Genomic DNA, 12,171 nt, shown 5'->3' with positions numbered 1-12,171 from the left:
GCGAACCTCTGGTGTGTGGTGCTTACGTATTCGAAGGTACGGCGACGAACCGGGCAAAGCGTCAGCTCACGGAGCGATGCCGACCCTGGGAATCGTCGGGGTCGGACCCTGAGCCGGCTCCTTAGGCGGCAGGGGTACGCCCTCCGACCTGCGGCGCATCCACGAGCGCAGGGCGGGCACGACCGCGAGGTACGCGAGGGCGGCGCCCACCGTGTTCAGGAGCAGCGAGTCCACGTCCACGACCTGGCCCGGCACGCCGGTCTGGAGCAGCTCGATGCCGAGGGAGATCAGCGCGGTGACGGCGACGGTGCGCACCATCGACCCCCACAGCGACACGGAGAGGCGGCCGCCCGCCACGGGCAGCAGTACGCCGAGCGGGGCGAGCAGCGCCAGGCCCTCGCCGATCCGCAGCGTCGCCTCGCGCCAGCCGAGGGCGAGGTCGGAGCGGATGCCGGCGAACGGGTGCAGGTTCGCTGCGCTGACCCAGGGGACGTCGAGGGGGCGCAGCGTGAACCAGCCGACGAAAAGGAGATGCGCGGCGAGGACGGCGATCCCTGCCGCACGGAAACGGACGGCGGCCCTGTGGCCGCCCGAGCGATGGCGCTGCACGCCCCCCTAGACGCCCCCCGCACAACGATCGGTTCCGCCCACCTCTTCCTGCCCCTCCGGCGATTGAGGAGCGGGGTTTGGGGCGGAGCCCCAAGAGTCGGGTGGGTGTCAGTTCACGGTCTTGGCGGGGGTCGGGATCAGCCCCGGCCGCGCCTTCACCGCATCCGTACAGGTGTACTCCCGCACCGAGTCGTCCTCAGGCCCCCCGAGCACCACCCGCTCATCGTCCTCGGACGTCACCGCACTGTTCGCGAACGTACAAACGATCTGCGCCAGCGCATACGGCGAAAGGTCGTCCGGCGGCGCGCTCAAGCGCAGCGCATCCGCGGGATCGCCCTCCCGCGCCCCCGACACCTTGATCCCGGGCCGGACGTCCGACGTGTACCCGGCCGTCCGCTCCTCCCCGGAGGGGTCCGCCTCCAGCTGCGCCAACAGCTCCCGCGCGACCACGACCCGGTCGGTCGACTGCCCCCGCTCCAGCGTGATCGTCCGGTCGACCGTCACCAGCTGCGACGTACAGACCAGATACACCTGCACCGGGAACTCGCCGCCCGCCTGCGCCTCCACCTCGTCCGACCCCGACAGCGCGCACCCCACGCGCGTGGGCGCCGCGCCGAAGTCGGTCGGCACCTCCGTGGGCCGGATCCCGCACCCGGCGAGCAGGGCCCCCGCGAGGCCGATCAGCCCCCACAGCCGTGCACGACGCATCACTTGGACACCCCGCCTTCCCGCGCGTCCTTGGCGTCCTCTTCCGCGGCCTCGGCCAGCGGCCCCCCGTCGAGCGGCAGGTACAGGGTGAACACCGCGCCCCCGTCCGGTGAGTTCGCCGCGCCGATGCGGCCGCCGTGGATCCGCGCGTTCTCCATGGCGATGGACAGGCCGAGGCCGCTGCCCTCCGAACGGGGCCGCGACGCGCTCGCCTTGTAGAAACGGTCGAAGACGTGCGGCAGCACGTCCACGGGGATACCGGGCCCGTGGTCCCGTACGGCGATGACGAGTTCGTCGCCCTCCGTCGTCACGGAGACCCGCACCGGGGAACCGCCGTGCTTGAGGGCGTTGCCGATCAGGTTCGCGAGGATCACGTCGAGGCGGCGCGGGTCGAGCCGCGCCGTGATGCCGCGCTCGGCGTCCAGCTCGACCGCGTCCAGCCAGGCGCGGGCGTCGATGCACGCGGTGATCTGGTCGGCGATGTCGACGTCGTCCAGGACCAGCTTCGCGCTGCCCGCGTCGAAGCGGGTGACCTCCATGAGGTTCTCCACGAGGTCGTTCAGCCGGCGGGTCTCGCTGACCACGAGCCGTACGGCCGGCTCGATCATCGGGTCGACCGATCCGGTCTCGGCGTCCAGCTCCTCCTCCAGGACCTCCGTCACGGCGGTGATCGCGGTGAGCGGCGTGCGCAGCTCGTGCGACATGTCGGCGACGAAGCGGCGCGAGGACTCGTCGCGGGAGCTCATGTCCGCGACCTTCTTCTCCAGGTTCTCCGCCGTCTTGTTGAACGTCCGTGACAGCTCGGCCAGTTCGTCCGTCCCCGACACCCGCAGCCGGGTGTCCAGCTTGCCCTCGCCGAGCCTGCGCGCCGCGACGCCCAGCCGGTGCACCGGCTTGAGCACCGTCGTGGCCGCCGCCTGCGCGAGCAGCGCCGAGCCGACGAGCGCGAGGGCGGTGGCGATGCCGAGGGACCAGGCGAGCGAGCTGAGGTCCTTGGCCTCCGGCTCCAGGGACTTGAGCATGTAGCCGGTCGGCCCGCCGTTCACCGTGGCGCCGCCCACCAGGTACGGCGTGCCGTCCTGCGTGATCCGCTGCCAGTACAGGTGGTACGCGTGCTTGTTGCCCCCGCTGATCGGCTGCTGCTTCGTCACCGCGTCCCGCAGCGACTTCGGCACGTCCGCGGTGGTGAACGCGTCCAGGTCGGAATTGCCCACGACCCGGCGGCCGTCCTCGTCCTTCGCGAGCAGCATCACGCTGAAGTGCTGGCTGCTGCCCGCCATCAGGTTCGCCGCGTGCTGCAACTCGCCCTGCGTGGGCTCCTCGGGCAGCACCGCCGCCCGGTTCTGCATCTCCTGCTTGAAGTCGCTGAGCGCCGCGTCCTGCGTGCGCGTGAGCACGGCCTCGCGATTGAGCCAGTACGCGATCCCCGACGCGGACACCGCGGCCGTCAGGGCCACGAGTGCGAACACGACGACCAGGCGCAGACGCAGACTGGTGAAGCGCAGACCGGACAGCAGTGCCTTCTTCGCCGCGGCCGCGCCCCGGAGCTTGTCGTGCGGTTTCGTCACTGAGGCGTGTCCAGCCGGTAGCCCACACCCCGCACCGTACGGATCAGGGTCGGCGACGATGGCACGTCCTCGACCTTCGCGCGCAGCCGCTGCACGCACGCGTCGACGAGCCGCGAGTCACCGAGGTAGTCGTGCTCCCACACCAGGCGCAGCAACTGCTGCCGGGACAGCGCCTGTCCGGGCCGCCTGCTCAGTTCGAGCAGCAACCGCAGCTCGGTCGGCGTCAGTTGCAGGTCCTCGCCGTTCTTCGTCACCGTCATCGCGGCCCGGTCGATCACCAACGAGCCGAACGTCGCCGCGTCGTTGGCCTCCCGCTCACCGCGCCGCAGCACCGCCCGGATCCGCGCGTCCAGCACACGCCCCTGCACCGGCTTCACGACATAGTCGTCGGCGCCGGACTCCAGGCCCACCACCACGTCGATGTCGTCGCTGCGCGCGGTCAGCAGAATGATCGGCAGTTGATCGGTGCGCCGGATGCGGCGGCACACCTCGAAACCGTCGATGCCGGGCAGCATCACGTCCAGCACGATCAGATCGGGCCGCTGCTCGCGCAGCAGCTTCAGCCCGTCCTCTCCGGTGGCAGCGGTGGCAACCCGGTGGCCCTGGCGCGTAAGAGACAGCTCCAGGGCCGTACGGATGGCGTCGTCGTCCTCGATCAGCAACAGGGAAGGCACAGGCGCCATTCTGGCCCATCAGAGGGCTTCAGTTCGACCGAGTGTGCGCGTCAGGTGCCCATCGACGCGCCCGCTTCGCCGACTCTCCACATTCGCTCCCCAAAGCAGCAGTCGCTGTGACAGGCCTGTGACAGTCGACGGACACCGCCATGAACTCGGCCCGGCAAGCTTTTGGTCATCGCGAAGGACGAACGACGCGACGCAGGAAGTATTCGGTACTCCACGACGGGGGGCGCGAGATGAACACGCTGCACAGCACCACCTCAAGCGCGGTTGTCACGCGTCTGCACGACATGGGCCGGACGGTTTCCGAGCGTCACGAGAAGTCCGGTGCCGTGAGCGGGCGGGGGTGCGCTCGCGGCACCGGGCGTCAGCACACCGGTTTCATGACGGTGGTTGACGCACGGGGGACGGTGGCCGAGGGGGGTCACGGGGGAGCCGCGTACAGGGAGGACTCGGGGGAGCAGCGCCGGACGTCCTTGTCGGAGGCCGAGTTCACGGCCTACGTCCAGGAGCGCCGCGCCTCCCTGTACGCAACCGCCTACCACCTGACCGGTGACCGTTTCGAGGCCGAGGACCTCCTTCAGAGCGCCCTCTTCTCGACGTACCGGGCGTGGGACCGGATCAGCGACAAGGCGGCGGTCGGGGGCTACCTCCGCCGCACCATGACGAACCTGCACATCAGCGCGTGGCGCCGCCGCAAGCTGAACGAGTACCCGACCGAGGAGCTGCCGGAGACGGCCGGCGACACGGACGCGATGCGCGGCACCGAGCTGCGCGCGGTCCTGTGGCAGGCCCTGGCCCGGCTCCCCGAACTCCAGCGCACGATGCTGGTCCTTCGGTACTACGAGGGCCGCACGGACCCGGAGATCGCGGAGATCCTCGACATCAGCGTGGGCACGGTCAAGTCCAGCATCTGGCGCTCGCTGCGGCGACTGCGCGAGGACGAGGTGCTGAGCTTCGGCCGCGACCAGGAGGAGTCCTTCGGCGAACTCGTCGCCTGAAGGCTGGGGGGAACGGGGGCCCTGTTCGGGGGAACGGGGCGTACCACGGGGGAGCGGTAAAGGGGGGAAGCGAGCGGGACCGGAAGGCCGGGGGGTCTTTCCGGTCCCGTTTTGCATGCACGCCGACCACACTTCGGGCCGGCCATTCGAGCCCCTGCGGCGATTGAGCAGATCCAGCCCCGCCGGCGTTTGAGGCGCGGGGTCCGGGGCGGAGCCCCGTGGCGTCGACCACGGTGCGGCCGAAAAGAACCGTTACGCGGCGCGCGCCTTCACGCAGCGCCCCGCGGCCGCCGCCGCAACCCTCCCCAACGCCTCCTCCTTGCCACACGCATGCGCCCCCAGCGCCACCTGCCGCGCCACAATCCCCCGCTCCGTCCGCATCAACCGCCACCCCCGCCGCAACAAGAACGGCACGGACTTCCGCCCCTCCCGCAGATCCCGCACCAACCGCCGCCGGAACGTCGTCACCGGCCGCCCCCGCAGACACAGCGCATCGGCGAGCACGCCCAACTCCCGGCACCGCTCCACGATGTCCGCCGCGAAGATCCCCTCCGCGACGAACAGCGGCGTCCGCTCGATGTCCAGCGTCTCCTCGCCCACCCGCGAACTGGACGCGATGTCGTAGAGGGGAACACTCGTCCGCCCCGTCGCGCACAGCGCGCCGATCGCGGCGACCGCCGCCTCGGCGTCCCACGACAGCGGCGAGTCCCAGTCGATGTCCGAAGTGCCGGGCACCAGCGGCAGCGTGGGGTCCCCCGCCTCCTTGTAGAAGTCGTCGAGGCAGAGGACGGGCAGCCCGGAGCGGGCGGCGAACGACGACTTGCCGGAGCCCGAGGGGCCCGTCAGCAGGACGACCCGTGTCGGTATCGGAGGATGCGAACTCACGAGACACCAGTGTGAGGCATCGCCGCCGCGCTGCCTCCCCCGCGTGGTGCCGTTGTGGTACGCACCACCCCAACTACCCTGTGTACCTACGTGATTACACAATCGAAGGGTTTCGGGCAGAACGCCATGGCACGACACGCAGACTCCACGACCTCGACCTCTGTGCGGCGCGCCCTCATGCGCGTCGGACTCACTGTGACCGCGGCCGGTGTGGCTGTCGGGGCGGGGGGTGCCGCGGCGAGCGCGGCGCCGATTCCGCTGCCGCAGTCGGCCGGTGACAGCAATGTCGAGGCGGCGGCCGGGGGTGTTTCCACGGCGCTCAACGCCGCCACGGCGAATGGGGTGGGGACGTTGAAGCGGATGCAGTTGGATCCGCTGGCCGGGACGGGGGTGGATCCGTTGGACAACGCGGTGGGGACGCAGGTGGCGGACTTCAAGCCGGTGAGTACGGAGGCGTTGACCGGGCCGGTCACCTCGGGGGCGTCTCTGGAGGAGCTGCCCGTGGTCGGTGCGGTGGCGGGCGTTCTGCCGGGCTGAACCTACGCCACGGGGCTCCGCCCCGGACCCCGCTGCTCAAGCGCCGCAGGGGCTTGAAGGATCGGGGCTCTGCCCCGGACCCCGCTCCTCAAGCGCCGCAGGGGCTTGAAGGATCGGGGCTCTGCCCCGGACCCCGCTGCTCAAGCGCCGGAGGGGCTGGAAAGAGCCGCGGCGCTTGAGAGAGCCGCGGCGCTTGAGAGAGCCGCGGCGCTTGAGGAGCGGGGGTCAGTAGGCGGAGCCGGACGCGCCCAGGGAGCCCGTCGGGTGCCAGACCGTTTTGGTCTCCAGGAACGTCGCCAGACGGTCCGTGCCGGGGTCGGCCGTGAAGTCCTCCACAGGCTGTGGACGGCGGACGCGCTTCAGGTTGTCCGCGGCCGCGATCTCCAGCTCCTTCGCGAGGTCCACGCCGGCCCCGGTCAGGTCGATGCCGTTCACGTCCTGGTGCGCGGCGAGCGACGGCGCGATCTCGGACGCCCTGCCGGACAGGATGTTGACGACGCCGCCGGGGACGTCCGAGGTCGCGAGCACCTCGCCGAGGGAGAGTGCGGGCAGCGGGGACCGCTCGCTCGCGATCACGACGGCCGTGTTGCCGCTCGCGATCACCGGGGCGATCACCGAGACGAGCCCCAGGAACGACGACTCCTGCGGCGCGACGACCGCCACCACACCCGTCGGCTCCGGCGTCGAAAGGTTGAAGAACGGGCCCGCCACCGGGTTCGCCCCGCCGACGACCTGGGCGATCTTGTCGGTCCAGCCCGCGTACCAGACCCAGCGGTCGATCGCCGCGTCGACGACCGCGGCGGCCTTCGACTTGCCGATGCCCTCGGCCTCGGAGACCTCGCGTACGAACTGGTCCCTGCGGCCCTCCAGCATCTCCGCGACGCGGTAGAGGATCTGGCCGCGGTTGTACGCGGTCGCGCCCGACCAGCCGCCGAAGGCCTTGCGGGCGGCGACCACGGCGTCACGGGCGTCCTTGCGGGAGGAGAGCGGCGCGTTGGCCAGCCACTCGCCGCTCTTGCCGTCGGTCACTTCGTACACCCGGCCGCTCTCGGAACGCGGGAACTTCCCGCCGACGTACAGCTTGTAGGTCTTGAAGACGGACAGACGCGTCTGGGAATCAGACATCGAGGTAGGCCTCCAGACCGTGGCGACCGCCCTCGCGGCCGAAGCCCGACTCCTTGTAGCCGCCGAACGGCGAGGTCGGGTCGAACTTGTTGAACGTGTTGGCCCAGACGACCCCGGCCCGCAGCCGGTTCGCGACGGCGAGGATGCGCGAGCCCTTCTCCGTCCAGATGCCGGCCGAGAGCCCGTACTGCGTGTTGTTGGCCTTGGCGACGGCCTCTTCCGGCGTACGGAAGGTGAGCACGGACAGGACCGGGCCGAAGATCTCGTCGCGGGCGACGGTGTGCGCCTGGGTGACGTTGGTGAAGAGCGTCGGGGCGAACCAGTAGCCGGAGGAGGGGAGTTCGCAGGGGGCCGACCAGCGCTCGGCGCCCTCCGCCTCGCCCTGCTCGGTGAGCGCGGTGATGCGGGCCAGCTGCTCGGCGGAGTTGATCGCGCCGATGTCGGTGTTCTTGTCGAGCGGGTCGCCGAGGCGCAGCGTCGTCAGGCGGCGCTTGAGCGAGTCGAGCAGCTCGTCCTGGATCGATTCCTGGACGAGCAGGCGGCTGCCCGCGCAGCAGACCTGGCCCTGGTTGAAGAAGATGCCGGTGACGATGCCCTCGACGGCCTGGTCGATGGGGGCGTCGTCGAAGACGATGTTCGCGCCCTTGCCGCCGAGTTCGAGCGTCAGCTTCTTGTCCGTACCGGCGACGGTGCGGGCGATCTCCTTGCCGACGGCCGTGGAACCGGTGAACGCCACCTTGTTCACGTCCGGGTGCGCGGTGAGCGCCGCGCCCGTGTCGCCGTATCCCGGGAGGATGTTGACGACACCCTTCGGCAGGCCCGCCTGGCGGCAGATGTCCGCGAAGAAGAGCGCGGAGAGCGGGGTCGTCTCGGCGGGCTTCAGCACGACCGTGTTACCGGTCGCGAGCGCCGGGGCGATCTTCCAGGCCAGCATCAGGAGCGGGAAGTTCCACGGGATGACCTGGCCCGCGACGCCGAGCGGGCGGGGGTTCGGGCCCAGGCCCGCGTGGTCGAGTTTGTCCGCCCAGCCCGCGTAGTAGAAGAAGTGCGCGGCGACGAGGGGGAGGTCGGCGTCCCGCGTCTCCTTGATCGGCTTGCCGTTGTCCAGCGTTTCGAGGACCGCGAGTTCGCGGCTGCGCTCCTGGATGATGCGGGCGATGCGGAAGAGGTACTTGCCGCGCTCCGCGCCCGGCAGCGCCGACCACTTCTCGAACGCCTTCCGGGCGGCCCTCACCGCGCGGTCCACGTCGGCCTCGCCGGCCTGCGCGACCTCGGAGAGGACCTCCTCGGTGGCGGGGGAGACCGTCTTGAAGACCTTGCCGTCGGCGGCGTCGGTGAACTCGCCGTCGATGAAGAGGCCGTAGGAGGGGGCGATGTCGACCACCGAGCGGGACTCGGGGGCCGGTGCGTACTCAAATGCAGATGCCATGGGTGATCAGTCCACCGTCACGTAGTCGGGACCGGAGTAGCGGCCGGTGGCCAGCTTCTGACGCTGCATCAACAGGTCGTTCAGCAGGCTGGAGGCGCCGAAGCGGAACCAGTGGTTGTCGAGCCAGTCCTCGCCCGCGGTCTCGTTCACGAGGACCAGGAACTTGACGGCGTCCTTGGAGGTGCGGATGCCGCCCGCGGGCTTCACGCCGACCTGCACCCCGGTCGCGGCGCGGAAGTCGCGAACGGCTTCGAGCATGAGCAGGGTGTTGGCGGGCGTCGCGTTGACGCCCACCTTGCCCGTGGAGGTCTTGATGAAGTCGGCCCCGGCCAGCATGCCGAGCCAGCTCGCGCGGCGGATGTTGTCGTACGTCGAGAGCTCGCCGGTCTCGAAGATGACCTTGAGGCGGGCGGCGCCCGAGGCCTCCTTCACCGCGCGGATCTCGTCGTGGACCTTCAGGTAGTCGCCCGCGAGGAAGGCGCCGCGGTCGATGACCATGTCGATCTCGTCGGCACCCGCCTCGACGGCGTCCTTCACGTCCGCGAGCTTGACGTCGAGGGCGGCGCGGCCGGCCGGGAAGGCGGTGGCGACGGAGGCGACCTTGACGTCCGTGCCCGCGACGGCGGCCTTCGCCGTGGCCACCATGTCGGGGTAGACGCAGACCGCGGCGGTGCGGGGTGCGGTGCGGTCGGTCGGGTCCGGGTTGACCGCCTTCGCGCCGAGGGCCCGGACCTTGCCCGGGGTGTCGGCGCCCTCCAGCGTCGTGAGGTCGATCATCGAGATGGCCAGGTCGATGGCGTACGCCTTCGCCGTCGTCTTGATGGAACGCGTTCCGAGCGACGCGGCGCGCGCCTCCAGGCCGACCGCGTCCACGCCGGGGAGGCCGTGGAGGAAGCGGCGCAGGGAGGCGGTGGACGAGGTGACGTCCTGGTGTGCGGGGGCGGGTGCAGAACTGGGCATGGTCACGAGGGGAGCATATCTACGCGCGTAGCGGCTTGTACAGGGTGGGTTCGCGGTTTCGGGGACCGTGGTTGCACCCCCGGGGCTCCGCCCCGGACCCCGCTCCTCAATCGCCGGAGGGGCTTGGTGGGGGCCGGGGGTTGACGGGTCGGGCACAATCGAGCCATGACGCGCAGTGAGACCACGCCCCCGCAGGTGAAGGACCGGATCTATCGGTCACCGGCCGGTATCGCCGGTGGCGTGGTGCTGCTCCTGATCGGCGCCTGGCTCGGAATCGACGCGATCGTCAACGGAAGCGGCCGCACCCCGTGGACCGCGGTCGCCGGGCTGCTGTTCGTGGCGCCGCTCGTCGTCGCGTTCACCATCCGTCCCGCCGTCTTCGGCAACGACGAGCGGATGCGCGTGCGCAACCCCTTCCGGGACGTCACCCTGCCGTGGTCCGCCGTCGCGGGCTTCAGGTCCGGGTACTCGAACGAGGTCGTCGACCAGGGCGGTGCCAAGTACCAGCTCTGGTCCATCCCCGTCTCCCTGCGCGGCCGCCGCAAGGCGCAGCGCCAGCAGATGCGCGCAGCCAAGGGCGGCCGCCCCGCCCCCGGCGTCTCCGGGCTGCCGGTGGGCGGCCCCCAGCGCTCCACGGGTGACCAGGCCATGGACGAGCTGCGCGAGTTGCACGAGGTGCGGGGTGAGGCCGGGACGGCCCAGGGCGTCGCCGCCGTGCGCTGGGCGTACGAGATCATCGTGCCCGCGGTCGTGGGCGGCGTGCTGCTCGTCGTCCTGCTCGCGCTGTAGCGGCTCCAAGATCGCCGGTAGGGCTGAAGGTGGGTGCATTGAGCCCCTGCGGCGATTGAGCAGCGGGGTCCGGGGCAGAGCCCCGTGGGCGCAACCCCGGACGGGTGGGTCAGATGCCTGCCGCGGAGGAGAGGTCCCGCTTCAGGGCCGTCAGACGATCCCGGGCCTCGGCCCGCGCCGCACCCAGGGACGCCCTGTCGGCCACCGGCACCACGACCTCCAGGTAACACTTGAGCTTCGGCTCCGTGCCCGACGGCCGCACCACCACGCGCGCCCCGTCCAGGACGTACCGGAGTCCGTCCGTGGGCGGCAGTCCGCCCTCCCCCTCGGAGAGGTCGTCCGCTCGGGACACCGCGAGCCCGGCCAGCTCCACCGGCGGCGCCTCGCGCAGCCTCCGCATCGCGTTCGCGATCACGGACAGGTCCTCCACCCGCACGCTCAACTGGTCCGTGGCGTGCAGCCCGTGCGCCAGCGCCAGGTCGTCGAGCGCGTCCAGCAGCGTACGGCCCTGCTCCTTCAGCTCACTCGCCAGTTCGGTCACGAGCAGCGCCGCCGTGATGCCGTCCTTGTCGCGCACCCCCTCGGGGTCGACGCAATAGCCGAGCGCCTCCTCGTAGCCGTACCGCAGGCCCTCGACGCGCGCGATCCACTTGAACCCGGTCAGCGTCTCCTCGTACGGCAGTCCCGCCGCCCCGGCGATCCGGCCGAGCAGCGACGACGACACGATCGACTCGGCGAGCACGCCGGTCACGCCCCGCCGCACGAGGTGCGCCGCGAGCAGCGCCCCCACCTCGTCGCCGCGCAGCATGCGCCACGCGCCACCGTCCGGCACGGCCACCGCGCAGCGGTCCGCGTCCGGGTCGTTGGCGATGATCAGGTCCGGGGCCTCGGACAGCGAGCGGGCCGTCGCGAAGGACAGGTCCATCGCGCCCGGCTCCTCCGGGTTCGGGAACGCCACCGTGGGGAAGTCCGGGTCGGGCTCGGCCTGCTCGGGCACGAGCACCGGCTCGGGGAACCCGGCGCGGGCGAAGGCGGCGAGCAGCGTGTCCTTGCCGACGCCGTGCATCGCCGTGTAGACGGTGCGGGCCGTGCGGGCGGAGCCGGGTGCCAGGACGGCGTCCGTGCGTGCCAGGTACGCCGTCAGGACCTCGTCGCCGAGGGTCTCCCAGCCCGACTCGGGGCGGGGCACGTCGTGCAGCGAGGCCACGGCGTCGATCCGCGCGGCGATCTCCGCGTCCGCGGGCGGCACGATCTGCGAGCCGTCGCCGAGGTACACCTTGTAGCCGTTGTCCCGCGGCGGGTTGTGCGAGGCGGTCACCTCGACGCCCGCGACGGCGCCCAGGTGCCGTATGGCGAAGGCGAGTACGGGGGTGGGCAGCGGGCGGGGGAGGAGGGCGGCGCGCAGGCCGGCGCCGACCATCACCGCGGCGGTGTCGCGGGCGAAGTCGGCGGACTTGTGGCGGGCGTCGTAGCCGATGACGACGACGCCGTCGGTGTGGCCCTGTGCCTTCAGGTACGCGGCGAGGCCGGCGGCCGCGCGGATCACCACCGAGCGGTTCATGCGCATGGGGCCCGCGCCGAGTTCGCCGCGGAGGCCGGCGGTGCCGAACTGGAGGGTGCCGGAGAAGCGCTCGGCGAGTGCGTCCAGGTCGGTGGCCTCGATGAGCTTGGCCAGTTCCTCGCGGGTTTCCGGGTCCGGGTCCTCAGCGAGCCAGGTCTTCGCCCGGTCGAGCGGTGTGCTGCCAGAGTCGGTCACGGTTCGCATTCCTTCGGGAGTTCTTGGCCCGCGGCGGGGTCGACGCCTCGGGGCTCTGCCCCGGACCCCGCTGCTCAATCGCCGCAGGGGCTCAATGTGGCCCGGACCGCGCTGTTCAGCCCTCGCA

Annotated in this window: 12 protein-coding genes; 3 read left to right on the top strand and 9 right to left on the bottom strand. The window is 71.4% G+C overall.

Annotated features, from left to right (window positions below; all coding sequences use genetic code 11):
• Nucleotides 1-66 precede the first annotated feature (66 nt).
• The 4 genes from ACYBSK_RS32940 to afsQ1 all read right to left on the bottom strand — a co-directional run bounded on the left by ACYBSK_RS32940 (nt 67) and on the right by afsQ1 (nt 3,559).
• Complete coding sequence (locus ACYBSK_RS32940; RefSeq protein WP_457480915.1) at nt 67-609, bottom strand: VanZ family protein; 543 nt, start codon at nt 607-609, stop codon at nt 67-69.
• Between the two features lie 108 nt (nt 610-717).
• Entirely contained in the window at nt 718-1,317 is a 600-nt protein-coding gene (locus tag ACYBSK_RS32935; RefSeq protein ID WP_457480914.1) for a hypothetical protein, read from the bottom strand.
• Nucleotides 1,317-2,885 (bottom strand): ATP-binding protein, encoded by a 1,569-nt coding sequence (locus ACYBSK_RS32930; RefSeq protein ID WP_457480913.1) that lies wholly within the window; start codon nt 2,883-2,885, stop codon nt 1,317-1,319. The genes ACYBSK_RS32935 and ACYBSK_RS32930 overlap by 1 nt, the downstream gene beginning before the upstream one ends.
• A complete protein-coding gene (gene afsQ1, locus ACYBSK_RS32925) occupies nt 2,882-3,559 on the bottom strand; it encodes a two-component system response regulator AfsQ1 (protein WP_013001223.1) in 678 nt (225 codons plus the stop codon). Before afsQ1 ends, ACYBSK_RS32930 begins: the two co-directional genes overlap by 4 nt.
• Nucleotides 3,560-3,798: 239 nt before the next feature.
• On the opposite strand from afsQ1, the gene ACYBSK_RS32920 reads away from it, so the two are divergent.
• Nucleotides 3,799-4,563, top strand: a complete 765-nt coding sequence (locus ACYBSK_RS32920) for a SigE family RNA polymerase sigma factor (protein ID WP_457480912.1) — start codon at nt 3,799-3,801, stop codon at nt 4,561-4,563.
• A gap of 252 nt (nt 4,564-4,815) precedes the next feature.
• Here the strand turns inward: ACYBSK_RS32920 and ACYBSK_RS32915 are convergent, their stop codons facing one another.
• Nucleotides 4,816-5,448, bottom strand: coding sequence for a uridine kinase family protein (locus ACYBSK_RS32915; RefSeq protein WP_457480911.1), 633 nt, complete (start codon nt 5,446-5,448; stop codon nt 4,816-4,818).
• Between the two features lie 126 nt (nt 5,449-5,574).
• Between ACYBSK_RS32915 and ACYBSK_RS32910 the strand changes: the two genes are divergently transcribed.
• A complete protein-coding gene (locus ACYBSK_RS32910; protein WP_457480910.1) occupies nt 5,575-5,985 on the top strand; it encodes a hypothetical protein in 411 nt (136 codons plus the stop codon).
• Nucleotides 5,986-6,210: 225 nt separating this feature from the next.
• Here ACYBSK_RS32910 and ACYBSK_RS32905 read toward each other — a convergent pair whose 3' ends face one another.
• From ACYBSK_RS32905 to deoC, 3 genes are read right to left on the bottom strand one after another with little or no spacing between them, the layout of a single operon-like run.
• Nucleotides 6,211-7,110: an aldehyde dehydrogenase family protein gene (locus ACYBSK_RS32905; RefSeq protein WP_460244285.1), complete on the bottom strand. Its 900-nt coding sequence runs from the start codon at nt 7,108-7,110 to the stop codon at nt 6,211-6,213.
• Nucleotides 7,103-8,539 (bottom strand): aldehyde dehydrogenase family protein, encoded by a 1,437-nt coding sequence (locus ACYBSK_RS32900; RefSeq protein WP_460244284.1) that lies wholly within the window; start codon nt 8,537-8,539, stop codon nt 7,103-7,105. Before ACYBSK_RS32900 ends, ACYBSK_RS32905 begins: the two co-directional genes overlap by 8 nt.
• 6 nt (nt 8,540-8,545) lie before the next feature.
• The gene (gene deoC / locus ACYBSK_RS32895; protein ID WP_457480907.1) at nt 8,546-9,499 is read right to left on the bottom strand and encodes a deoxyribose-phosphate aldolase; all 954 of its coding nucleotides are present in this window, start codon (nt 9,497-9,499) and stop codon (nt 8,546-8,548) included.
• Nucleotides 9,500-9,664: 165 nt separating this feature from the next.
• On the opposite strand from deoC, the gene ACYBSK_RS32890 reads away from it, so the two are divergent.
• Entirely contained in the window at nt 9,665-10,288 is a 624-nt protein-coding gene (locus ACYBSK_RS32890) for a PH domain-containing protein (protein ID WP_457480906.1), read from the top strand.
• Between the two features lie 109 nt (nt 10,289-10,397).
• Here the strand turns inward: ACYBSK_RS32890 and ACYBSK_RS32885 are convergent, their stop codons facing one another.
• Nucleotides 10,398-12,053: a phospho-sugar mutase gene (locus ACYBSK_RS32885; protein ID WP_460244283.1), complete on the bottom strand. Its 1,656-nt coding sequence runs from the start codon at nt 12,051-12,053 to the stop codon at nt 10,398-10,400.
• Between the last annotated feature and the right edge of the window lie 118 nt (nt 12,054-12,171).

Source organism: Streptomyces sp. BYX5S, assembly GCF_054724165.1.
Note: the sequence above shows the minus strand (reverse complement) of the source record. Positions and strands in the feature narration are given on the sequence as shown.